Raw genomic sequence first — 23297 nt, forward strand, 5'->3', positions numbered from 1 at the left:
GCGGGGCACAGGTCGCGAGGCATCGGCCGCCAAGCACCTGCCGCTAGGCACCGGCCCCCCGGCCCCAAACGAAAACGGGCGGCCCATCGGGCCGCCCGTTTTCAAGTCGCTGCCGCCCCGCGCGTTACAGCACGTAGCGCGACAGGTCCTCGTCCTGCGACACTTCGCCGAGCGCGCGGTCGACATACTGCGCGTCGATCGTCACGCGCTCGCCGGCGTGGTTGCCGGCCGAGAACGACACTTCCTCGAGCAGCTTCTCGATCACCGTGTACAGCCGGCGCGCGCCGATGTTCTCGGTCTTCTCGTTGACCGCGTACGCGATCTCGGCGAGGCGGCGAATGCCGTCCGCGGCGAAGTCGAGCTGCACGTCCTCGGTGGCGAGCAGCGCCTGGTATTGCTTGACTAGGCTCGCGTCGGTCGCGACGAGGATCGATTCGAAATCCTCGACCGACAGCGAATCGAGCTCGACGCGGATCGGGAAGCGGCCCTGCAGCTCCGGAATCAGGTCGCTCGGCTTCGCGAGGTGGAACGCGCCGCTCGCGATGAACAGGATGTGATCGGTCTTCACCATCCCGTACTTCGTGTTGACGGTCGTGCCTTCGACGAGCGGCAGCAGGTCGCGCTGCACGCCCTGGCGCGACACTTCGCCGCCGCTGCCTTCGTTGTTGCGCGACGTGATCTTGTCGATCTCGTCGAGGAACACGATGCCGTTCTGCTCGACGTTCTGCACGGCCTTCGTCTTCACTTCCTCGTCGTTGAGCATCTTCGCCGCTTCCTCGTCGGTCAGCAGCTTCAGCGCTTCCTGGATCTTCACCTTGCGGCGCTGCTTCTTGCCGCTGCCGAGGTTCGAGAACATCGAGCGGATCTGCTCGGTCATCTCTTCCATGCCCGGCGGCGCCATGATGTCCATGCCGGCCGACGGCTGCTCCAGGTCGAGCTCGATTTCCTTGTCGTCGAGCTGGCCTTCGCGCAGACGCTTGCGAAACGTCTGGCGCGTCGCGTTGTTGTCGTCGTTCGCGTGGTCGGCGTTGCCGCCGAAGCCCACCGCACGCGGTTGCGGCAGCAGGATGTCGAGGATGCGGTCTTCCGCCTGGTCGGTCGCTTTGCTGCGCACCTTGCGCATCTCGGATTCGCGCGTCTGCTTGACCGAGATCTCGATCAGGTCGCGCACGATGCTGTCGACGTCGCGGCCGACGTAGCCCACTTCGGTGAACTTGGTCGCTTCGATCTTGATGAACGGCGCATCGGCGAGCTTCGCGAGGCGGCGCGCGATTTCGGTCTTGCCGACGCCCGTCGGCCCGATCATCAGGATGTTCTTCGGCGTGATTTCCTGGCGCAGCGGCTCGGTGACCTGCTGACGGCGCCAGCGGTTGCGCAGCGCGACCGCGACGGCCTTCTTCGCCTTCGACTGGCCGATGATGTGCTTGTCGAGTTCCGAGACGATCTCGGCAGGGGTCATGGTGCTCATGGGGCGGTCCTTACTCGATCGTTTCGATGATGCGGTTGTGGTTCGTGTAGATGCACATGTCGCCGGCGATCTCGAGCGACTTCTCGACGATCTCGCGCGGCGACATGTCGGTATTCTCGGCCAGCGCGCGGGCCGCGGCCTGCGCGTAGGCGCCGCCCGAGCCGATCGCGCAGATGCCGCCTTCCGGGTCGAGCACGTCGCCGTTGCCGGTGATGACGAGCGTGGTGGTCGCATCGGCGGTGATCAGCATCGCCTCGAGACGGCGCAGCATCCGGTCGGTGCGCCAGTCCTTCGCGAGCTCGACGGCCGCGCGGGTCAGGTTGCCCTGGTGCTTCTCGAGCTTCGCCTCGAAGCGATCGAGCAGCGAGAACGCATCGGCGGTGCCGCCTGCGAATCCGACCAGAACCTGGTTGTTGTAGATCCGCCGCACTTTCCGCGCGCCACCCTTCATGACGATGTTGCCGAGGGTTACCTGGCCGTCGCCGCCGAGCGCGACCTTGTCGCCGCGCCGGACCGAAACGATGGTCGTGCCGTGAAATTGCTCCATCTGCGTTCCTTGAGAAAAACGGGGAAGAGTCGGGCGGCGCGGGACGCGCCGCCGCATGAATCGCAGTGCGCCGGGAGCGGCCCGGCGCGCGTCCGATTCATTTTAGGGCGCGCGCCGGGATATCAAGAGGGGACGCAAATCGCCGGCAGCCGGGAACCGGTGCCGGAAAACAAAAAGCGCGCGGCAGGCCGCGCGCTTTCGGGAAGCAGCGTGTGGGGGCGGAACGCCGCCGATCAGTCGCCGAACAGCTTCTGGCGCAGCTCGCGGCGCTCTTGCGCCTCGAGCGACAGCGTCGCGGTCGGGCGCGCGAGCAGGCGCGGGATGCCGATCGGTTCGCCGGTTTCCTCGCACCAGCCGTAATCGCCGGAATCGATGCGGGCGAGCGACTGCTGAACCTTCTTGAGGAGCTTGCGTTCGCGATCGCGCGTGCGCAGCTCGAGCGCGTGCTCTTCCTCGATCGTCGCGCGATCGGCGGGATCGGGCACGATCACCGTCTCGCGCAGGTTCTCGGTCGTCTGGCCAGCGTTCTTGAGGATGTCCGCCTGCAACTGTTCGAGCCGATTTTTGAAGAAGGCGAGCTGATCCTCATTCATGTAATCCTTGTCGCTCATCTTCAGGATTTCGGCTTCGGTCAAGAGTTTCTTCGTCATCTGCTTGCTTCTTCAATGTGCGGCAAATCCGGAGATATTGCCTGCACTTTGGGATTACCCGCAACTGCGCTAGCAATCATTTGCGATTAGCCGCCGCGGGGCCGAAAGCCTCTGGAAAACCGGTTCTCAAATACCAGGACGGGCCTGGCGCGGATCTGCGCGCGGCGAACCGGTGTGCTGCGCGGCAGATCGCATCGGCCGCAGCCGGTGGCGGATGGGCGATCCGGCGCGGTTGCGATGCCCGGGTAATGGTTCTGCAAGAACCGGGCCTGTTATTGCCGTACTCCAGCGGGCACGTATTGTAACTGAATCGCAAGCGGCCGCCGTATCGGGTCGATCCCCGTCGGCCGCGCCAATATCTAGAAAATATAACGCGCAAATCGCGAAAAAGCGATGACGGCGAAACCCTGCCCGGCAAAGGCGCGCCGCCAGCGTCACGGCCGCCCGCCGGGCGGCCTGCGAGTTCACGCGAGACAGGCGTCGAGGCCGTCGGTGATCAGGTCCTGCGGCAAGTCGACGCCGATGAACACCATCTTGTTGGTCTTCTTCTCGGCCGGCAGCCACTTCGCCGCCAGGTCGCTGCCCATCATCTGGTGCACGCCCTGGAACACGACCTTGCGATCGACGCCCTTCATGTACAGCACGCCCTTGTAGCGCAGCATCCGCTCGCCGTAGATCTGCAGGATGCCGCCGAGGAAATCCTCGAGCTTGTTCGGATCGAACGGGCGGTCGTTGCGGTACACGAACGACTTGATCTTGTCGTCGTGGTGCGCGTGGTGGTGGTGACCGTGGCCGTGATCGTGCGTGCATTCGCCATGATCGTGGTCGCAATGCGCGTGATCGTGATCATGGTCATGATCGTGGTGATGGTGCGCGTGGTCGTCTTCCGCGAGGAAATCCGGATCGATCTCGAGCTTCGCGTTCAGGTTGAAGCCGCGCAGGTCGAAGATTTCCTTGATGTCGGCTTCGCCGAAGTTCACGACCTTGACGGTCGCCTTCGGGTTCATGTGCAGCAGGCGGTGCTTGAGCGCCGCGACGGTTTCGTCGTCGACCAGATCCGACTTCGTGATGAACAGGCGATCGGCGAAGCCGACCTGGCGCTGCACCACCTCGTGTTCGTCCAGCTGCGCGTTCGCATGCTTCGCGTCGACCAGCGTGATGATCGCGTCGAGCAGGAAGTCGTCGGCGATCTCGCTGTCGATGAAGAACGTCTGCGCGACCGGGCCCGGGTTCGCGAGGCCGGTCGTCTCGATCACGATGCGATCGAAGTCGAGCTTGCCGTCGCGCTTCTTCGCGGCCAGATCGCCGAGCGCGCGCGCGAGGTCGCCGCGGATCGTGCAGCAGATGCAGCCGTTGCTCATCTGGATGATCTGCTCGTTGGTGTCCTGAACGAGGATCTCGTTGTCGATGTTCTCTTCGCCGAATTCGTTCTCGATCACGGCGATCTTCATGCCGTGTTGTTCGTTCAGGATGCGCTTGAGCAGCGTCGTCTTGCCGCTGCCGAGGAAGCCGGTGAGGATGGTGACGGGAGTGGCCATGTCGATCGCCTGTGGTTCGTGAATCGGGGTCAAAACCAGGATGGGTACGTCGCGCCGCGAGCCGGCTGGGCCGGGCGCACAACCATCCATTGAAACATACCTGTCAAGCCTTCGCCCGTCGTCCGGACGACGGGTTGCAGCGCGCGTCGGCCGGCGCCCGACGAGCGGGCCGGCGACGAGTGGGCCGATAGATCGGGGCGATCAGACGATTTGCAACAGCAGCCCCTTGAGATATTCGCCTTCCGGGAACGCGGCGAGCAGCGGATGATCGACGCCCGCGCCGAGGCGCTTCAGGATCCGCGCGTCGACCTTCGCGTCGGCCGCGGCGCCCGCGACGATCTTCTGGAACAGCTCCGCGTCGATCGCGCCCGAGCACGAATACGTGAACAGCAGGCCGCCCGGACGCAGCAGCTTGAAGCCGCTCAGGTTGATGTCCTTGTACGCGCGTGCGGCGCGCTCGACGCTGTCGCGGTTCGGCGCGAACTTCGGCGGATCGAGCACGATCAGGTCGAACCGCTCGCCTTCGTCGACGAGCCGGCGCAGCGTCTTGAATGCGTCCGCGTCGAGCCAGCTCGCGCGCGCGGCGTCGAAGCCGTTCGCCGCGACGTTCTGCTGCGCGAGCGCGAGCGCATCGCCCGACGAATCGATCGACACGACCCGTTGCGCGCCGCCCTTGAGCGCCGCCAGCGAGAAGCCGCCGGTGTAGCAGAAGCAGTTGAGCACGTCGCGGCCGGCCGCGTATTGCGCGACGAGCGCGCGGTTGTCGCGCTGGTCGACGTAGAAGCCCGTCTTGTGGCCGTGCGGCACGTCGACGTGATAGCGCACGCCGTTCTCGTCGACGATCAGCGTCGCGGGCGGCGCGTCGCCCGCGAGCACGCCGGTGGTCTGCGCGAGCCCTTCCTTGTCGCGGATCGACACGTCGGAGCGCTCGTACACGTTCGGGCAGCCGGTCGCGCCGATCAGCGCCTTCACGATCGCGTCCTTCCACGCTTCGACGCCCGCGGCCATGAACTGGCACACGAGCTGGCCGCGCGGCGCGGCGTCAGGTTCGGCGTCAGGTTCGGCGGTATCGGCGACGTAGTAGTCGACGATCAGCCCCGGCAAGCCGTCGGCTTCGCCGAACACGAGGCGCACCGCGCCCGTGCCCGACACCATCGCGTTGCGGTGCGCGACCGCGCGCTGCACGCGGCGCTTGAAGAACGCGTGGTCGATCGGCTCGGTCTCGTCGAAGCTCCACACGCGCACGCGGATCTGCGACTGCGGGCTGTACGCGCCGCGCGCGAGGAAGCGGCCGTCGTGTGCGCGCACGACCACGGTGGCGCCCGGCGCGGGCTGGCCGTCGACGCGGTCGATCGCATTCGCGTAGATCCACGGATGCCGGCGTTGCAGCGATTTGTCCTTGGACGGTTTGAGGGTGACGGTGTGCATGATGGAGTCTGAATGAGTCGTGCGGCGGCGGCCGTTGGCGGCCGCGCGCGGGGCGCATCGAACGGTACGCGCGTCAGTCGCGCTTCTTCGCGCGCGGATGCGCGCTGTCGTAAATCTTCGCGAGATGCTGGAAGTCGAGCGACGTGTAGATCTGCGTGGCCGCGACGCTCGCGTGGCCCAGCAGCTCCTGCACCGCGCGCAGGTCGCCGCTCGATTGCAGCACGTGCGTCGCGAACGAGTGGCGCAGCACGTGCGGATGCACGTTGGCCGGGATGCCGGCGGAGAGCGCCGCGCGCTTCACGCGCTCGCGCACGACGCCCGGCGCCATCCGGTTGCCGCGCACCGACAGGAACAGCGGATGCGGATCGTGCTTCACGAATTCGCCGCGCACCGCGAGCCATGCGTTGAGCGCGGCGATCGCCTTGCGGCCGACCGGCACCTTGCGCTCCTTGTTGCCCTTGCCGCGCACCGTGACTTCCGCTTCGGCGAGATCGAGCCAGCCGGCCGAGCGGTAGCCGTCCGCCTGCGTGTACATGGCGTCGAGCCCGACCAGTTCGGCGAGGCGCAGCCCCGACGAATAGAACAGCTCGAGGATCGCGTGATCGCGGATGCCTTCGGTCGTGTCGGGCAGCGGCGCGTCCATCAGCGCCGATGCGTCGTCGACCGACAGCGCCTTCGGCAGCGTCTTCGGGCGCTTCGGCGCGCGCACCGCGGCCACCGGGTTGGCGGGCATCTCGATGCGCAGCGCGAGCCATCGGTAGAACGCGCGCCACGCGGAAAGCCGGTGCGAGATCGAGCGCGCCGACAGCCCGCCCGCGTGTGCGCGCGCGACCGCGCCGCGCACGTCGGTGGCCGTCAGCGTTTCCAGCGGGCGGCCGGCCGCGAGCTTCTTCAGTTCGTCGAGCTCGTGCGTGTATCCGCGCAGCGTGTGCTCCGACAGCTGCCTGACGTGTTTCAGGTTCGACAGGTAGGCGGCGATCGGATCGTCGAGCATGGGCGCGGTGTCAGTGCGGCAGCAGGCGCGTGAGCGCGGCGCTCGCGAGCGTCGCGATCTGCGCGAGGAAGTCGGTGGCCATGCCGTCGTGGAAGCGGCGCGGATCGGGCGAGCCGAGCACGAGCAGCCCGAACGCGGGCGCATCGACGCCGGCGAGCGGCGCACGCAGCGCGAGCAGCGCGACCGACTTGGGCGAACCGTCGCCGGCCGGCGCGGTTTCGGCGGTGTCGGCCGAGGCCGCGGCGTTGGCGGCCGGCGCCGCGACGGCCGGTGCGAGCCACTGGGCCGCTTCGAAACCGGTGTTCGCGCCGCAGTACGGCGTCGCCAGCCCGTTCGTGAACAGGCGCACTTCCTCGCCGACCTGGCGCGCGAAATCGGCTTGCGCGTAGGTGTCGGCGACGTCCCAGACGCGCAGCGCCGTTTGCGGCACGTCGAACACGTCGGCGATGCCGTCGGCGATCGTGCGCGGCAGCGCGTACGGGTCACGTTCGGCGATGACGCGGGCGGTCCAGCGGCTGAACTTCGCGGACAGGCTGTCGTTCTCGTGGCCGTAGCGCACCAGCTCGGCGAGCCGGCGCTCGAGATGCTTGTTCTTGTCGCGCAGCATTTCCATCTGCCGCTCCTGCAGCGAGATCGCGGCCTTGCCGTGCGGGTTGGCGAGACGGATCGTCGCGAGCAGTTCCGCGTGTTGCGCGAAGAATTCGGGATTGGCGAGCAGGTAGTCGGCGACGTCGCGTTCGTTCATGTGGCAGGAGCGTTCAGTGGTTCAGGACGTTGAAGGGTCAGACGTTCAGCTCGATCTCGCCTTCGAACACGGTCGTGGCCGGGCCGGCCATCGTCAGCGCGGCGCGTTCGTCGTGCGCGCCGTCCCAGCTGATCGTCAGCGTGCCGCCGTGCGTGTGGACGGTGACCGGCGTGTCGAGCAGGCCGCGCCGGATGCCGGCCGCGACCGCCGCGCACGCGCCGGTGCCGCAGGCGAGCGTCTCGCCCGCGCCGCGCTCGTAGACGCGCAGCTTCACCTCGTGGCGCGACACGATCTGCATGAAGCCGGCATTCACGCGCTTCGGGAAGCGCGCGTGGCGCTCGATCAGCGGGCCTTCGGCGAGCACCGGATACGCTTCGGCGTCGTCGACGACCTGCACCGCATGCGGATTGCCCATCGAGACCGTCGACACCCAGCGCGTCGCGCCGCCGACGTCGAGCGGCCACAGCGTGTCGTTGCCGTCCGTGCGGCCGTCGAGGCCGCTGGCGTCGAACGGCACCTGGGCCGGCTCGAACACGGGCGCGCCCATGTCGACGACCACTTCGCCGTTGTCCTGCATCGTCAGCGTAATCAGGCCCTTCATCACCTGCACGCGCACGCTGCGCTTGTCGGTCAGGCCGCGATCGGTGACGAACTTCACGAAGCAGCGCGCGCCGTTGCCGCAGTGCTCGACCTCGCCGCCGTCGCAATTGAAGATCCGGTATTTGAAATCGGCGCCGTCGACGGTCGGTTTCTCGACGACCAGCAGCTGGTCGGCGCCGATGCCGAAGTGGCGGTCGGCGAGCGCGCGCACCTGCACGTCGGTGAGCGGGGGCAGCGTGTGCGAATAGCCGTCGAGCACGACGAAGTCGTTGCCCGCGCCGTGCATCTTGGTGAACGAGAGTTTCACTGGGTCCGGAATTCCATGGCGAACGAGGCGGCCGGCACGATCGATGTGGCGACGGTCGCCCGCGCGGGCAGCGTCGTTCGTCGTGCCGATCTCAGCCGTAAATGATACATGCAGCGGGCAGGGGCGTCCCGCGCTGGCCGGCGGCGCAGCGCCCGCGGCGCATGCGCAGCGGATGTTGGACGGCGCGCGTTCGGCGGCGCGCCGGCGGATGGCGTTCAGTAGAGGCTCGGCTCGCCGGGCGGGCGCGTCTTGAAGCGCTTGTGAACCCAGTAGTACTGCTCGGGCATCAGCGGGATCTGCTCTTCGAGGAATTCGTTCATGCGCCGCGCGTCGAGGTCGTCGTCGCCGGTCGGGTAGTGATCCCACGGCTTGAACACCTTCAGCCGGTAACCCTTGTAGTTCGGCAGCACTTCGCCGATGAACGGCACGACCTGCGCGCGGCCCGTCTTCGCGAGCCGGCCGACGGCCGTCAGCGTGCAGGCGGGCACGCCGAAGAACGGCACGAACGTCGAATTGCGCAGCCCGTAGTCCATGTCGGCGCCGAGCATCACCGGCTTGCGGTCGCGCAGCCAGCGCAGCACGACGCGCGCGCTGTCCGCGCGGCCGACCATCTCGGCGTCGAAACGCCCGCGCGCCTTCTTCGCTTCCGCTTCGAGCACTTCGTTCGAGAACGGCTGGTACAGCGACCCGCAGCGGCGGTGCAGCGACCGGTTCAGCCAGATCGAGCCGGCCTCGATGCCGACGAAATGCAGGCCGAGGAACAGCGTCGGGGGCAGATCGGGATCGGTGAGGTCGACCGCGCTGTCGACCTGGATCAGCTTCGCGAGCTTGCGCTCGGAGCCGAACCACTGGACGCTGCGCTCGACGTAGCTGCGGATCGCATGGCGGAAATGCAGGCCGGCCACTTCCTCGCGCCGCGCGTCGCTCCAGTCGGGAAAGCAGAGTTTCAGATTGATATGTACGATGCGCTTGCGCCGGCTGGGGATCTGGTACAGCAGCCAGCCGAGGCCGTCGCCGAACCGCGCGGTCAGGCCGTACGGCAGCAGGGCGAGCAGCTTCAGGAAGCCGATGGCGAGGTGCGTGCCGAGGCGGCCTAGCATGCGGAATCTCCGTTGGGCCGGCTGGCCGGCGCGTGGCAGACAGGGGGGGAGGACAGCGGACGATACGGCACGGGCGGCGCTCTGTGACAATTCACGAAAGCCGCTATAATACGGGCTTCGCCGAGTTAACTGACAACTTGCGGGGCGAAGCCGGCTGGCGCGAAGCGCGCTGCCCGGTCCTGGTAATCCGCTAAAGCGTCGCCGCTTCAGGCCCAACGAAGCTGGCTACGTGAAACCGACCGTAACCACACAGGAGCCTGAAAAAGTGGCAAACGATTATTTCTTCACGTCCGAATCCGTCTCCGAAGGCCATCCGGACAAAGTCGCGGACCAAATCTCGGACGCGATTCTCGACGCCATCCTCGAGCAGGACAAATATTCCCGCGTTGCCGCAGAAACGCTGTGCAACACGGGTCTCGTCGTCCTGGCCGGTGAAATCACCACGACGGCCAACATCGATTACATCCAGATCGCGCGCGACACGATCAAGCGCATCGGTTACGACAACACCGACTACGGCATCGACTACAAAGGTTGCGCGGTGCTGGTCGCGTACGACAAGCAGTCGCCGGACATCGCGCAGGGCGTCGACCGCGCGCATGACGACAACCTCGATCAGGGCGCGGGCGACCAGGGCCTGATGTTCGGCTACGCATGCGACGAAACGCCGGAACTGATGCCGCTGCCGATCTACCTGTCGCACCGTCTGGTCGAGCGCCAGGCGAGCCTGCGCCGCGACGGCCGCCTGCCGTGGCTGCGTCCGGACGCGAAGTCGCAGGTCACGATCCGCTACGTCGACGGCAAGCCCGATTCGATCGACACCGTCGTGCTGTCGACGCAGCACGCACCGGACATCGAGCTGCCGGCGCTGCGCGAAGCCGTGATCGAGGAAATCATCAAGCCGACGTTGCCGGCCGACCTGATCAAGGGCGACATCAAGTTCCTCGTGAACCCGACCGGCCGGTTCGTGATCGGCGGCCCGCAGGGCGACTGCGGCCTGACCGGCCGCAAGATCATCGTCGACACCTACGGCGGTGCCGCACCGCACGGCGGCGGCGCGTTCTCGGGCAAGGATCCGTCGAAGGTCGACCGCTCGGCCGCCTATGCGGGCCGCTATGTCGCGAAGAACATCGTCGCCGCGGGCCTCGCTTCGCGCGCGCTGATCCAGGTGTCGTATGCGATCGGCGTGGCCGAGCCGACCTCGGTGATGGTCAACACGTTCGGCACGGGCCGCGTGTCGGATGCGGTGATCACGAAGCTCGTGCGCGAGCACTTCGACCTGCGCCCGAAGGGCATCATCAAGATGCTCGACCTGCTGCGCCCGATCTACGAGAAGACGGCCGCTTACGGTCACTTCGGCCGCGAAGAGCCGGAATTCTCGTGGGAAGCGACCGACAAGGCGCTGGCGCTGGCCGAAGCAGCCGGCGTCGAGCCGACCGCACGCGTCGCATAAGCGCTCCGCTGCAAACGAAAAACCCCGGCATGCCGGGGTTTTTTTATGCGCGTCGTTCGCAGTCGAACCGACGCCGCATCGTGGCGATGCCGGCCGGCGCGGCGGCGTCAGCGTGCGCCGAAGCCGAACCAGCCGTGGCTCGCCGCCAGCCGCCGCGGACGATTGACGCGGCGCTGCGGGCCGAGCGTGCGGCGCAGCGCGAGCGCGCGCAGCGACGACGGCTTTTGCAGCAGCGAGCGCAGCCCGGCGCGGCGTGCGAACGCTTGCGCGTTCATCATCGAGAAGAACGCGTGGAACCACGCGCGGATGCCGTCCAGCCGGCTGTGCGCGTGCGTGTGCCCGGCGAGCGCGCGAGCCCGCGCGCGATGATGGCGCAGCGAGCGGGCGGGAGCGGACGGCACGACGCGCTTGGCAGCGCGGTTGAAACGGGAAGTCAGACGGAATGGCATGTGAACGATGCTTCGCTTGTATGGGTGGCGCCTTGCAGAGCGCACTGGTATCGACGGCCTCGGATGGCGCAACGGATCTTACCCAAACCCGCTGCGCGTCGCGCCCGCCAGAATTGACAGGCCGCGACAGGCTACCGGGCTTTCGTGACGCGCAAAAGTCGCGATAAACCCTCGTGCCGCAAGCGAATTGCCGCGTGCAGCCTGTCGCTGAGGCTCGCGCCGCGCCACACAGTTCCCTTGATCCGAATCAAATCAGCGATTGGCATGCCCATGCGCACGGCAATGGCGCTGTTCGCGGTCTTCGGCGCCGATTTACAATCGTCACATTCACACAATAAACGTCTGGCATCCCATGTCGTCACCATTGCAGTCGGAATCGATCCGCGCGCAGGTCGCGGAATTGCGCGAACACGGCTTCGTCGTTGCGCGCGGCCTCGTCGGCGAAGCGCAGTGCGCGACGCTCAAGCGGATCGCGCAGCGGCAGTTGCAGGAAGCGGCCGAGCCGATCGAATTCGAGGCCGATCTGCGCTATCCGGGCGCGCCGGACTCCCGGCACGCGCCGGGCGGCCATACGGTGCGGCGGTTGCTGGATGCGTACTCGCGCGACCCGGCGTTCGCCCAGCGCGCGATCGCGCCCGAGATCGGCGCATGGATGCGCGAGTACTTCGGCGAGCAGCCGGTGCTGTCGCGCGCGCATCACAACTGCATGATGACGAAGCATCCAGCGTACGGCAGCCTCACCGGCTGGCATCGCGACTTCCGCTACTGGTCGTTCGAACGCGCGGACATGGTGTCGGTGTGGCTCGCGCTCGGCACGGAAACGAACGAGAACGGCGCGCTGTGGCTGGTGCCGGGTTCGCACACGGCCGAATTCGGGCCGGAAGCATTCGACGACGCGAAGTTCTTCCGCAGCGACCTGCCCGCCAACCGCGTGATGATCGACGCGGCGATTTGTCCGCCGCTGCAGACCGGCGACGTCGTGTTCTTTCACTGCAACACGCTGCATTCGGCCGGCCAGAACCGCTCCGACGACGTGAAGTTCTCGCTGGTTTACACCTATCACGGGATCAGCAACCGGCCGCTGCCGGGCACGCGCTCGGCGGCGAAGCCGGAAGTGCAGTTCTAGCGGTGCGTCGGTCCGGCGCGCCCGTCGTGGTGCCGGGCCGTCGGGCTACCGGCCCCGGCGCGGCGCTTCGGCCGCGCGGGCACAATGACGAACGGGCGGCCTGGCCGCCCGTTTCGTTTGGTCGACCCGCTCGAGCGAATCGCGCCGGCGTGCTCAGCGCTTGTTGCCCGGCATCGCGAGGCCGATCAGACCGATCAGCATCGCGACGGCGCCGCCGGCGATCAGCAGGATCGTCTTCGTCGCGGGCGAGCCGGTGAAGAAGCGCGACACGTTGTCGTTGATCGAATGGAACGACTGGCCGCCGAAATAGAGCAGCACGACGCCGCCGACCAGCAGCGCAACCGAGATGACGCGGGACATACCAACCTCGCTGTAACGGTGATTCGAGACGCCGCAGTGTAGGCGACGCGCGCGGGCGCGTCCATGGCCGTGCGCGCTTCGGCCACGTTCGCTACCATGAACGCCGTACGTGTCCTTCGCCGCCGTCGCGCGATGTCTGCGCGCGGCGCGCGTCCCTTCCCCGACGTCCAGACGGAACCGACTCATGGCCTACGAAGCAGCTACCGAACGTTATGCCGACATGCAATACCGCACCTGCGGCAAATCCGGGCTCAAATTGCCCGCCCTGTCGCTCGGCCTGTGGCACAACTTCGGCGACACGACGCCGATCGCGACGCAGCGCGAGATTCTGCGCACCGCGTTCGACCTCGGCATCAATCACTTCGATCTCGCAAACAACTACGGGCCGCCGTACGGCAGCGCCGAAATCAACTTCGGCCGGCTGCTGAAGGAGGATTTCCGGCCCTACCGCGACGAACTGCTGATCTCGACCAAGGCCGGCTGGGACATGTGGCCGGGGCCGTACGGCAGCGGCGGCGGCTCGCGCAAGTACGTGCTCGCGAGCCTCGACCAGAGCCTGCAGCGCATGGGCCTCGACTACGTCGACATCTTCTATTCGCACCGCTTCGACGCGCATACGCCGCTCGAGGAAACCGCCGGCGCGCTCGCATCGGCGGTTCAGCAGGGCAAGGCGCTGTATATCGGCATCTCGTCGTACTCGGCCGCGAAGACGCGCGAGATGGCCGAACTGCTCGCCCAGTACAAGGTGCCGCTGCTGATCCATCAGCCGTCGTACAACCTGCTCAACCGCTGGGTCGAGCACGAACTGCTCGGCACGCTCGATGCGCTCGGCACGGGCAGCATCGCGTTCACGCCGCTCGCGCAGGGGCTGCTGACGTCGAAATACCTGAACGGCGTGCCGGCCGATGCGCGCGTGAACAAGCCGGGCGGCGGTTCGCTGAAGCAGGATCACCTGAGCGCGGCGAACCTCGAGCACGTGCGCAAGCTCGATGCGATCGCGCAGCGGCGCGGCCAGAGCCTCGCGCAGATGGCGCTTGCATGGGTGCTGCGCGGCGAGCGCGTGACGTCGGCGTTGATCGGTGCGAGCCGTGCGGAGCAGGTGCGTGAAAACGTCGGCGCGCTAAAGAACCTCGAATTTTCGGCCGACGAACTCGCTGAAATCGATCGCTACGCGACCGAAGGCGGGATCAATCTGTGGGAAAAGCCGTCCACCGATCAGGCGATCTGACCGGTTGCATCGGCACGCGATACGGGCTCCGAAACATCGGGCGCCGTATCGCGATAACTGCGCGGCAACTGCGCGCGAGCCGCTGCGTCGCTGCGATGCAGCGACGTGAACCACGCATGGGCGTGTCGCTACAGCAGCGCAGGCAGCCCTTCGACCAGCAATACCGCGACGCCGACGCCGAGGATCACGCCCAGCACGCGCAGCAGGTTGTGGCGGAACTGCGTGGCGCACGGCACCGCGCCGAGAAACAGCGCGCCGGCCAGCGCCATCGGAATCAACAGGATGAAGTCGCCGATCGTGAAATAGGTGGTCATGCGTGTCTCCGTAGTCGGCCGGCGTAGGCACGCGCCTGCACCGGCCCCATGCCCGGTATTTCTAATGTGGGGCCGACCCGCTCGCAAGCGGGCCGGACAATTCGAGTATAGGCAACCGCGCCGCGTTTTTCGCTATCCGAACCATTAAAAGCAGCGGGAAAACGCCTGAATGTCGCCCGTTTCGCCGCGAATCGGACGAATGCCTTGCGCCAGTCTTTCCCGTTGCTTTCGGTTTGCGCGAAAGCGCAGTCCGGGACCGGCGATGTCGACCCGGTAAGCGGCCCGTGTCGGCTATGCGCGGCCGCGGCGCGGCCGACGTGCCGACGGGCGAAACACGAGCACGAGCCCCGCGACGATGGAGCCCATGCCGGCGAGCGCGAGCGGCGCGGGGCGGTGGCCGAGCCACAACGCGTCCATCAGCGTGGTGACGACGGGCACGAGATAGAACAGGCTCGTCACGTCGACGAGATCGCCGCGCTGCATCAACCGATAGAACAGCAGCTGCGCGATCACCGAGATCACGATGCCCAGCCACAGCAACGGTACGACGAATGCCCAACCCGGCTCGAGCGACACGCGCTGGAACGGCAGGATCGCGACGCACAGCGCGAGGCCGATCGCGTTCTGCAACGGCAGCACGTCGGCGGGCGCCGCGCGCGTGCGTTTTTGCAGCAATGCGCCGACGGTCAGCGCGACGAGCGCGGCGAGTGCGCACGCGACGCCCGTCAGCGGCATGCCCGCGTCGCCGACGCCGCGGCATACGACCAGCGCGAGCCCGGCCAGCGACAGCCCGAGCCCCGCGACGCGCATCGGCTGCCAGCGCCGCTCGACGATCGCGAGCGTGACGATCGGCTGCACGCCGAGGATCGTCGCGAGCACGCCGGGCGCGATCCCGCGCTCGAGCGCGAGCAGATAGAAGATCGAATAGCCGCCCATCATCAGCAAGCCGGTGAGCGCGGCCATGCGCCGCTCGCCGCGCGGCGGCAGCCAGCGTCCGCGCACGCAGGCCAGCACGACGAGCACGAGCGATGCGAGCGCGAAGCGCGCGGCGAGGAAAACGAACGCGGACGCGTGACGCAGCCCCAGTTCGGCGAAGATCGCGCCGCTGCTCCACAGCAGGACGAACAGCGACGTTGCGCCATGCGCGGCGAGCGCGCGTTTGAACGAAATCATGTGAATTCACCTGTCGAACGGATCGAGACGTTCCATGCCGCGCGCAGACGTGCGATACGCGAGCGTGTACCGCATGCGTCATGCGGGCGGATGGAAAACGGAATACCGGTGTCAGCCGGCGCGCGTCGCCGGTGGCGGCGGCGCGGCGCCGACGAGCGGCGTTGCGACAGGCGGAGGGGGAGCCGACGAATGCGCGCACGCTTGCGGCCGCGAGTCGAGCTGCGGCCAGGATTCTGCAGGTGTGGACGTGAGCGAATGCATCGTGTCGAAATGCGTTCGAATGCGAATGAACGTGAAAGGTACCGCGAGGCGGCCGTCCAGCGCAACGGGGTATGAGAACACCCCGCACACCCGCGAGCCAGCCGTACGCGATCCGACGACGGTCGCGATCGTCGTGCACGCGGCCGCGCAACCATCGCAGGCACGTCGCGCATCGCACGGTTCCCCGGCGCGACACGCGTGACGCACGCGCCGGGCGCTTTCCGCGGACGGTCACGTGCGACAGGGTATGATGGGGTTGATCGGGCGTGCAAGCGCGCGCACGACGCAGTGGTTGATTGGAGACATTCGACGAATTCGCGGCACTTCACCCGCTTCTTCTTCTTTTCGCGCTTCGATAAACCGTGAACAATGGGATCACGCGCAACATCCCCGGCGAGGGCGGCGCGGATCGTGCATTTGCCGGCTCGTCCGCGAGCCGGGTTTCAAGTTTCAAGAGTGGGGAACCATCATGCATGTCGGGTCGATTGTCTGCACTACCCATATCGCAGTGCCGAAGGGCGCGCGCGGCATCGTTCAGCGCGTTCTGGGCGACATGGCCATGGTGACCTGGTACGCGGGCGTACCGGGCGAGTCGAAGGAACTCAACACCGAGCCGTTCTTTCTCGAGGACCTGATCGACACCGGCGAATCCGTGCTGCCGGCCGGCGCCGCGATCCACTGAGTCCACGCATCGCAGCCAACGCTCGTGTTTCGGCGCGGCTGACGGCACAATGCGGGGCATGACAGACGTTACTTCCGCCTCCGCTGCTCCCGCCGGCCCGCCGTTCGCCGGCCTCACGCCCGAGTGCGTGCTCGACGCGCTCGACAGCGTGCTGATGCCGGCCGGGCTGCGCACCGACGGGCGCCTGCTCGCGCTCAACAGCTACGAGAACCGCGTCTACCAGGTCGGCATCGAGGACGGCCCGCCCGTCGTCGCGAAGTTCTACCGGCCCGCGCGCTGGTCGGACGACGCAATCCTCGAAGAACACGCGTTCGTCGCCGAACTCGCCGCGCGCGAGATTCCGGCGGTGCCTGCCCGCGTCTTCGACGGTCGCACGCTGCACGCGTTCGGCGGCTTTCGCTTCTCGATCTTCGAACGTCGCGGCGGCCGCGCGCCGGACCTCGACCGCAGCGACACGCTCGAATGGCTCGGCCGCTTCATCGGCCGCATTCATGCGGTCGGGGCGACGCAGCCGTACGTCGCGCGTCCGGCGCTCGACATCGGCACGTTCGGCTACGAGCCGCGCGACTACCTCCTCGCGCACGATTTCATTCCCCACGATGTGCGGCCGGCGTACGAGACGGCGGTCGCGCTCGCACTCGAAGGCGTCGAGGCCGCGTTCGACCGCGCGGGCGACGTGCGCATGCTGCGCACGCACGGCGACTGCCATCCGAGCAACGTGCTGTGGACCGATGCCGGCCCGCATTTCGTCGACTTCGACGACAGCCGGATGGCGCCGGCCGTACAGGATCTCTGGCTGCTGCTGCCGGGCGATCGCGAAGGCGCGTCGCGCGCGCTCGCGGACCTGCTCGCCGGCTATGAGGATTTCTGCGAATTCGAGCCGCGCGAGCTGCATCTGATCGAGGCGCTGCGCACGCTGCGCCTGATCCATTACGCGGCGTGGCTCGCGCGTCGCTGGGACGATCCGGCGTTTCCCGCGGCGTTTCCGTGGTTCAACACGCATCGCTACTGGGAAGCGCGCGTACTCGAGCTGCGCGAGCAGATCGGCGCGATGCAGGAAGGGCCGCTCTGGCCCGTGTGACCGCGCGGGTGGCCAACCGCGCCGCGCTCCGGCGCGAGCGCCGCGCCGCCCCCGCCGCTCAGAACTTCAGCATCATCCGGATCACCGCGGCGAAGCGCTTGCCGTACGGCGGCGCGATCAGCCCGCGCGTGTTCAGCCGCGACTGCGTGAGCACGGGCTTCATCTTCGAGAACGTCACGAAGCCGTCGTAGCCGTGATATGCGCCCATCCCGCTCGCACCGACACCGCCGAACGGCAGGCTGCCGCACGCGATGTGCATCAGCGTTTCATTGACGGTCACGCCGCCTGAAATCGTTTCGCGCAGCACGCGGTCGATCGTGCCGCGATCCTCGTCGAACAGGTACAGCGCGAGCGGCCGCGGCCGCGCGTTCACGTAGCCGATCGCCTCGTCGAGCCGTTCGTACGGCACGAGCGGCAGCAGCGGCCCGAAGATTTCCTCCTGCATCACTTGCGACGCGTCCGGCACGTGCGTGAGTGCGCACGGCACGAAGCGGCGCGACGCGGGATCGGATGGCGCATCCGACAGCGGGTGCAGTTGCGCGCCGGCCGCCTGCGCGTCGCTCGCGAGCTGCTGCAGCCGCGCGTAGTGGCGCGGCGACACGATCGTCGTGTAGTCGCCGTTGTTCGACAGGTCCGGATACAGCTTCGCGAAGCGCGCCCGCGCGCGCTCGATGAACGCGCCTTCCATCCCGCGCGGCAGCAGCACGTAGTCGGGGGCGATGCAGGTCTGCCCCGCGTTCAGCGTCTTGCCGCCGATGATCGCGTCGACCGCCGCATCGAAGCGCGCATTCGGGCCGATGATCGCCGGCGACTTGCCGCCGAGTTCCAGCGTCACGGGCGTCAGGTTGTCGGCGGCGGCGCGCATCACGTGGCGGCCGACGTGCGTCGAGCCGGTGAACAGCAGATGGTCGAACGGCAGCGCGCTGAAGGCGGCGCCGAGCTCCGCATCGCCGTTCACGACCGCAACGTGGTCGCGCGAGAAGGTCTTCGCGATCAGCTGCTCGAACAGCGCCGACGTGCGCGGGGTCAGCTCGGACATCTTGACGATTGCGCGGTTGCCGGCGGCCAGCGCGCAGATCAGCGGGCCGGCGGCGAGCAGCACCGGATAGTTCCACGGCACGACGATGCCGACCACGCCGAGCGGCTGCGGCACGACCTTGGCGCGCGCCGGCCGCAGCCACTTGTTCATCCGCTTCGCCATCGGCTTCATCCAGCGCTTGCCGTGCTTCAGCGCATCGTCGATCTCTTCCTTCGCCATCCAGATTTCCGACAGCAGCACCTCCTGTTTCGCGCGATGCCCGAAGTCGGCGCTGATCGCATCGGCGAGCGCATCGGCGTGCTCGATCAGCATCGTGCGCAGCGCGCGCAGGTGCTGCGCGCGCGTGTCCCATTCCGGGTACGGGGCGCGCAGGTAAGCCGCGCGCTGATCGCGCAGCAGCGACGTGAGCGCATCGAGCGACGGCAGCGCTTGCGGGGCCAGTTCGGGCAGGTCGTTCTTCATCGCATGTTCTCCAGGTGAGCGTGGCGCGTCGGCCAGCAGTCAGGCCGCACGTGTGCGCTCGGCGAGCGTGGCGGGTCGGGTCGGGGCCGCATGCGCGACGCGGCGTGGGGCCGGATGCGTCGGGTGAGCGAAAACGGCATGAAGCGGCAGGCAAGCGTCGCGTCCGCGCGACGGTATCCGGATGCGGAACCGGGGCGACGCGGTGCGCGCAGGCGGCGCGAGCCGATCGTCGTCGCACGTGTGCACGGCCGCGTCGGGCGCTCGCCGGTGCGGCGAAGCGCAGTCGCGCAGCATGGGCAGATGCGTGTGTGCACGCGCGACCCGCCGCTCGCTCGACGGGCCGTCCAAACGGTCGGCCGTGTGCGACGTCGTTCGATTTCGGCTGCTGCTGCATCGGCTGCAGCACGTCGCCGTGGTGGCGTCCGTTTGAATTGAAATGCGGGCGGCGCGCGGCGCGATCGGATCATCCGGTCGGCACGCGGCTCGCAGAGCTTCGCGCTGCATCGTCGTCTCCCCAGTTTTGCGACGGCGCGGCGTCTGGCGGCCGTTGCATCGCGTCGCATCGATCGACACATCTTAAATTTAGTTCACGCGTGCGTTTAGAGGAATCGCTCTTTAACGGACCTGCCGCGCGCGCGATGGCCGTTCCTACAATGCCCGAACATTACAAGCGGGAGCCGGCCGAACCGGGCGCCGTTCATGACACGAAGGAGACGTGACGTGCAATACGACTACATCATCGTCGGCGCGGGCTCGGGCGGCTCGAGCCTCGCCGGTCGCCTCGCCGACGCCTGCCCCGATGCGACGATCGCGCTGATCGAAGCCGGTTCGCACACGGAGCGCAATCTGCTCGTCAACATGCCGGTCGGCATCGCGGCGCTCGTGCCGTTCAAGCTCGGCACCAACTACGGTTACGAGACGGTGCCGCAGCCGGGCCTCGGCGGCCGCCGAGGCTATCAGCCGCGCGGCCGCGGGATGGGCGGCTCGAGCGCGATCAACGCGATGATCTACACGCGCGGCCATCCGGGCGACTACGACGAGTGGGCGGCGCTCGGCGCGACGGGCTGGGGCTGGCAGGAGGTGCTGCCGTATTTCCGCCGCGCGGAAGGCAACCAGCGCGGCGCCGACGCATGGCACGGCGCGGACGGTCCGCTCACGGTTTCGGATCTGCGCTTCCGCAATCCGTTCTCCGAACGATTCGTGCAGGCCGCGCATGCGGCCGGCTATCCGCTGAACGACGACTTCAACGGCGCGACGCAGGAAGGCGTCGGCTTCTACCAGGTCACGCATCGCGACGGCTCGCGCTGCAGCGTCGCGCGCGCGTACATCTACGGCCGCAACCGGCCGAACCTGCACGTGATCACCGATGCGACGGTGCTGCGCGTCGGCTTCGACGGCAAGCGCGCGGTCGGCGTCGTGGTGTCGCGCGACGGGCGCGTCGAGACGCTCGGCGCGCGGGCTGAGGTGATCCTGTCGGCCGGCGCGTTCAATTCGCCGCAACTGTTGATGTGCTCGGGGATCGGTCCGGTCGAACAGCTGCGCCGGCACGGCATCGCGGTCGTGCACGATGCGCCGGAGGTCGGCACGAACCTGAGCGACCACATCGACTTCATCGTCAATACGCGCGTGAATTCGTCCGAACTGGTCGGCATCTGTCTGCGCGGCATCGCGAAGATGACGCCCGCGCTCGCGCGCTACCTGTCGAGCCGCACGGGGATCATGACGAGCAACGTCGCGGAGGCCGGCGGCTTCATCAAGAGCGATCCGTCGCTCGATCGTCCCGACCTGCAGCTGCATTTCTGCGCGGCGCTGGTCGACGATCACAACCGCAAGATGCACTGGGGGTTCGGTTATTCGCTGCACGTGTGCGCGCTGCGTCCGTTCAGCCGCGGCACGGTCGCGCTCGCGAGCGGCGATGCGCGCGACGCGCCGCTGATCGATCCGCGCTTCTTCAGCGATACGCGCGATCTCGACCTGCTGGTGCGCGGCGCGCACGCGATGCGGCGGATCCTGTCGCAGGCGCCGCTCGCGTCGCAAGGCGGCCGCGAGCTGTACACGCGGCCAGACCAGAGCGACGCCGAGCTGCGCGCGACGATCGTCGCGCACGCCGACACGATCTACCATCCGGTCGGCACCTGCCGGATGGGCTCCGATGCGCGGGCGGTCGTCGATCCGCAACTGCGCGTGCGCGGCGTCGACGGGTTGCGGGTCGTGGATGCGTCGGTGATGCCGACGCTGATCGGCGGCAACACGAATGCGCCGTCGGTGATGATCGGCGAGCGCGCGGCGGACTTCATCGTCGCGGCGCGCAACGGCAGCGCGTCGCGCAGCGCGGCGGCCGCGGCCGTGCACGGCCGCTGAGCGCCGGTCAGCGCACGCGATGCTCAGGCAAACGTATCGACGAGGCCGGCGCGGCTCACGGTTGCGGCGGCCGCTGCGGATGGCGCGGCGTCGAGCGGTGCGTCGGCGCCTGACGATCCGGCGCGTGCGCGCGACGACGGTCGTCCGCCGGCGAAGGCCTGTTGCTGCGCGTTCTGCTGCGAGCCGAAGCCGCCGTCGCTGACCGTCGCGCTGCCCAGCCCGAGACCGCCCGCTTCCATCGCTTCGCGCAGCTTCGGCAGCGCCGCCTCGACGGCATCGCGCACCTGCGGGTGCTGCGACACGAACAGCGCGTGCGCATGATTGTCTGCCACGCGCAGCACGACCTGCAGCGGCCCGAGATCCGGCGGGTTCAGCGTGAGCTCGGCGCTCTGCTGATGCGCATTCGACAGGAACACGACCTTCTGGCTCAGCGCATCGGTCCAGTCCGCGGTGCCGACGTGCGGCGCGAGCACGTGCGCATTGGCCGCGGCGATCGAGCCGGCGACCGGAGACGCCTGCACGTTCGCCTGTGCCGCAGCCGCGGCCGTGGCCGCTGCGGTGGCGGCGGCCGCCGTCGCATCGGCTGCCGGGCTGGCGGCCTGTTCGCCGGACCCGAATCCATGCTGCGCGGCCGACTGGCCGCCCGCGCCGGCCTGCAGCGCCGAGGCGGCCGCTTGCGCGGGCGTCTGTTGGGTTGCGAGCGCACCCTTCGCGTCCGCGAGCGTGCGATCGAAGGTCGGGACGGTCGGCGTGGACTGCGCGCCTGCGGCCGTCGGCGCAGCCGCCGACGACGTGCCCGCGGCGCCGGCGGGCAGCGCGATCGCGCCCGCGTCGCCGCTCAGCTTCGCGAGCGCGGCCTGCAGCGCATCGCGGGCCGCGGCGGGCGCGACCGGCGTGGCGGCGGCATCGGTGCCGGCCTGATGTGCGAGCGCGGCCGTCGCGTCGGGCTGGCCCGCTGCGACCGCCGTGCCGGCGAGCGCGGCGGCGCCGGCAGCCGTCGCCGCGGCATCCGCGGCGGCCGGCGCCGGATTGTCCACGCGCGCCTGCAACTGCGCCTGCATGGCGACGGCCGCGGCCAGCGCGGCCGCATCCGGGTTCGGCGTCGCGTTCGCGTCGTCGGTGGACTTGTCGTCGTGGTTGCCGGACGGCTTCGACGGGTTCGTGCCGGCGGCCGAGGTCGACGAATTCGGCGCCGACGTCGACGCGGCCGATGAAGTCGCGCCATCCGACGTGTCGCCGCTGGCGGCGTCGTGGCGGCTGGCGACGCTTTGCTTGAGCGTCTGCGCGAACGGCACGGCGGCCGGGCCGCTGGCGGAATCGTTGCCGGCCGACGCGGCCGGCGTGGCGGATGCGGCCGACGAGCCCGAGTTGCGAACGGCCTTGATGGCGGCGCCGGCGGTGTCGATCAGGGCGCCGAGCAGGGGAAGAGGGAGCATGACGATTCTCTGGTTCGAAAGCGTTGAGCGGTTAGGCCGAACGGGCCGCGTCGGCCCGCATGCGCAGAATCTTCGCGGCGTGTTCGTCGGCGTCGCGCTGTTCGCGCTTCGCGGCGCGCTGCGCGTCCTGCGCGACGCCGCGCGCCTGCAGGATCTCGTACGAGCCGACGGTGCGCTTCTTCTGCTGCCAGTTCGGGCGTGCCTCGTCGATGCGCACTTCGGCCGCGGCCAGCACGCCGCGCTGCTGCGCGATCGCCGCGTCGAGCGTATCGATGAACGCCTGGAAATTGCGCCAGTTGCCGGCCGGCATGCCGTGCTGCGCCGACTGCGAGAAGCGCGCGTGGTATTCGTCCCGATAGCGCAGCAGCGCGTCGAGCTGTTCGGCGGCCGCGCTGCGATCGCGCTGCGCGGTGCCGAGCTGCTTGGCCGCGGCGTCGAGGTCTTCCTGCGCGCGGTCGAGCAGCAGTTGCAACGGAAATCCATGTGCCATCGGCG

The 23297-nt window shown here is 68.3% G+C and carries 22 protein-coding genes; 6 read left to right on the plus strand and 16 right to left on the minus strand.

Going from position 1 to position 23297, the window contains the following annotated elements:
• Nucleotides 1-124 precede the first annotated feature (124 nt).
• From hslU to lpxL, 9 genes are all read right to left on the minus strand, one after another.
• Nucleotides 125-1468: an ATP-dependent protease ATPase subunit HslU gene (gene hslU / locus MBR110_RS02555; protein WP_011886327.1), complete on the minus strand. Its 1344-nt coding sequence runs from the start codon at nucleotides 1466-1468 to the stop codon at nucleotides 125-127.
• A gap of 10 nt (nucleotides 1469-1478) precedes the next feature.
• Nucleotides 1479-2015, minus strand: coding sequence for an ATP-dependent protease subunit HslV (gene hslV / locus MBR110_RS02560; protein ID WP_011886326.1), 537 nt, complete (start codon nucleotides 2013-2015; stop codon nucleotides 1479-1481).
• Between the two features lie 233 nt (nucleotides 2016-2248).
• Nucleotides 2249-2665, minus strand: a complete 417-nt coding sequence (dksA, locus tag MBR110_RS02565) for an RNA polymerase-binding protein DksA (RefSeq protein WP_006477498.1) — start codon at nucleotides 2663-2665, stop codon at nucleotides 2249-2251.
• A gap of 464 nt (nucleotides 2666-3129) precedes the next feature.
• Complete coding sequence (locus tag MBR110_RS02570) at nucleotides 3130-4203, minus strand: CobW family GTP-binding protein (protein ID WP_011886325.1); 1074 nt, start codon at nucleotides 4201-4203, stop codon at nucleotides 3130-3132.
• Between the two features lie 201 nt (nucleotides 4204-4404).
• On the minus strand, nucleotides 4405-5631 hold the full coding sequence (locus MBR110_RS02575) for a class I SAM-dependent rRNA methyltransferase (protein ID WP_034192465.1): 1227 nt from the start codon (nucleotides 5629-5631) through the stop codon (nucleotides 4405-4407).
• A 73-nt stretch (nucleotides 5632-5704) separates the two neighbouring features.
• Nucleotides 5705-6625: a tyrosine recombinase XerC gene (gene xerC, locus MBR110_RS02580; protein WP_011886323.1), complete on the minus strand. Its 921-nt coding sequence runs from the start codon at nucleotides 6623-6625 to the stop codon at nucleotides 5705-5707.
• A 10-nt stretch (nucleotides 6626-6635) separates the two neighbouring features.
• Nucleotides 6636-7370, minus strand: a complete 735-nt coding sequence (locus MBR110_RS02585; protein ID WP_045578692.1) for a DUF484 family protein — start codon at nucleotides 7368-7370, stop codon at nucleotides 6636-6638.
• 37 nt (nucleotides 7371-7407) lie between these two features.
• Nucleotides 7408-8277, minus strand: coding sequence for a diaminopimelate epimerase (gene dapF, locus MBR110_RS02590; RefSeq protein WP_011886321.1), 870 nt, complete (start codon nucleotides 8275-8277; stop codon nucleotides 7408-7410).
• A 215-nt stretch (nucleotides 8278-8492) separates the two neighbouring features.
• Nucleotides 8493-9416 (minus strand): lauroyl acyltransferase LpxL, encoded by a 924-nt coding sequence (lpxL, locus tag MBR110_RS02595; protein ID WP_258366898.1) that lies wholly within the window; start codon nucleotides 9414-9416, stop codon nucleotides 8493-8495.
• Between the two features lie 226 nt (nucleotides 9417-9642).
• Here lpxL and metK point away from each other — a divergent pair, with 226 nt between their 5' ends.
• Nucleotides 9643-10830 carry a methionine adenosyltransferase gene (gene metK / locus MBR110_RS02600; RefSeq protein ID WP_011886319.1) on the plus strand — a complete coding sequence of 396 codons (1188 nt, stop codon included), beginning with the start codon at nucleotides 9643-9645 and terminating at the stop codon, nucleotides 10828-10830.
• A gap of 107 nt (nucleotides 10831-10937) precedes the next feature.
• Here metK and MBR110_RS02605 read toward each other — a convergent pair whose 3' ends face one another.
• Nucleotides 10938-11279: a hypothetical protein gene (locus MBR110_RS02605; RefSeq protein ID WP_011886318.1), complete on the minus strand. Its 342-nt coding sequence runs from the start codon at nucleotides 11277-11279 to the stop codon at nucleotides 10938-10940.
• Between the two features lie 352 nt (nucleotides 11280-11631).
• Between MBR110_RS02605 and MBR110_RS02610 the strand changes: the two genes are divergently transcribed.
• A complete protein-coding gene (locus MBR110_RS02610) occupies nucleotides 11632-12405 on the plus strand; it encodes a phytanoyl-CoA dioxygenase family protein (RefSeq protein ID WP_011886317.1) in 774 nt (257 codons plus the stop codon).
• A 153-nt stretch (nucleotides 12406-12558) separates the two neighbouring features.
• On the opposite strand, the gene MBR110_RS02615 is transcribed toward MBR110_RS02610, so the two are convergent.
• Complete coding sequence (locus MBR110_RS02615; protein ID WP_011886316.1) at nucleotides 12559-12765, minus strand: DUF3185 family protein; 207 nt, start codon at nucleotides 12763-12765, stop codon at nucleotides 12559-12561.
• Nucleotides 12766-12949: 184 nt separating this feature from the next.
• Between MBR110_RS02615 and mgrA the strand changes: the two genes are divergently transcribed.
• Complete coding sequence (mgrA, locus tag MBR110_RS02620; RefSeq protein WP_034192468.1) at nucleotides 12950-13993, plus strand: L-glyceraldehyde 3-phosphate reductase; 1044 nt, start codon at nucleotides 12950-12952, stop codon at nucleotides 13991-13993.
• 128 nt (nucleotides 13994-14121) lie between these two features.
• On the opposite strand, the gene MBR110_RS02625 is transcribed toward mgrA, so the two are convergent.
• Nucleotides 14122-14307, minus strand: coding sequence for a hypothetical protein (locus MBR110_RS02625; RefSeq protein ID WP_011886314.1), 186 nt, complete (start codon nucleotides 14305-14307; stop codon nucleotides 14122-14124).
• Nucleotides 14308-14598: 291 nt separating this feature from the next.
• Complete coding sequence (locus MBR110_RS02630) at nucleotides 14599-15480, minus strand: DMT family transporter (RefSeq protein WP_059735174.1); 882 nt, start codon at nucleotides 15478-15480, stop codon at nucleotides 14599-14601.
• Between the two features lie 730 nt (nucleotides 15481-16210).
• Between MBR110_RS02630 and MBR110_RS02635 the strand changes: the two genes are divergently transcribed.
• Both MBR110_RS02635 and MBR110_RS02640 read left to right on the plus strand, forming a co-directional pair.
• Nucleotides 16211-16423: a hypothetical protein gene (locus MBR110_RS02635; protein ID WP_011886311.1), complete on the plus strand. Its 213-nt coding sequence runs from the start codon at nucleotides 16211-16213 to the stop codon at nucleotides 16421-16423.
• A gap of 49 nt (nucleotides 16424-16472) precedes the next feature.
• Complete coding sequence (locus tag MBR110_RS02640; protein WP_011886310.1) at nucleotides 16473-17504, plus strand: serine/threonine protein kinase; 1032 nt, start codon at nucleotides 16473-16475, stop codon at nucleotides 17502-17504.
• Nucleotides 17505-17562: 58 nt separating this feature from the next.
• Here the strand turns inward: MBR110_RS02640 and MBR110_RS02645 are convergent, their stop codons facing one another.
• Nucleotides 17563-19005 carry a coniferyl aldehyde dehydrogenase gene (locus MBR110_RS02645; protein ID WP_014723843.1) on the minus strand — a complete coding sequence of 481 codons (1443 nt, stop codon included), beginning with the start codon at nucleotides 19003-19005 and terminating at the stop codon, nucleotides 17563-17565.
• 720 nt (nucleotides 19006-19725) lie between these two features.
• Here MBR110_RS02645 and MBR110_RS02650 point away from each other — a divergent pair.
• Nucleotides 19726-21366 (plus strand): GMC family oxidoreductase, encoded by a 1641-nt coding sequence (locus MBR110_RS02650; protein WP_034192472.1) that lies wholly within the window; start codon nucleotides 19726-19728, stop codon nucleotides 21364-21366.
• Nucleotides 21367-21389: 23 nt separating this feature from the next.
• Here MBR110_RS02650 and MBR110_RS02655 read toward each other — a convergent pair whose 3' ends face one another.
• Nucleotides 21390-22802, minus strand: coding sequence for a flagellar hook-length control protein FliK (locus MBR110_RS02655; protein WP_059739021.1), 1413 nt, complete (start codon nucleotides 22800-22802; stop codon nucleotides 21390-21392).
• Between the two features lie 31 nt (nucleotides 22803-22833).
• Nucleotides 22834-23292 carry a flagellar export protein FliJ gene (gene fliJ / locus MBR110_RS02660; protein WP_034192474.1) on the minus strand — a complete coding sequence of 153 codons (459 nt, stop codon included), beginning with the start codon at nucleotides 23290-23292 and terminating at the stop codon, nucleotides 22834-22836.
• Between the last annotated feature and the right edge of the window lie 5 nt (nucleotides 23293-23297).

The sequence above is a fragment of the Burkholderia sp. MBR-1 genome (assembly GCF_013822785.1).
Lineage (GTDB): Bacteria > Pseudomonadota > Gammaproteobacteria > Burkholderiales > Burkholderiaceae > Burkholderia > Burkholderia vietnamiensis.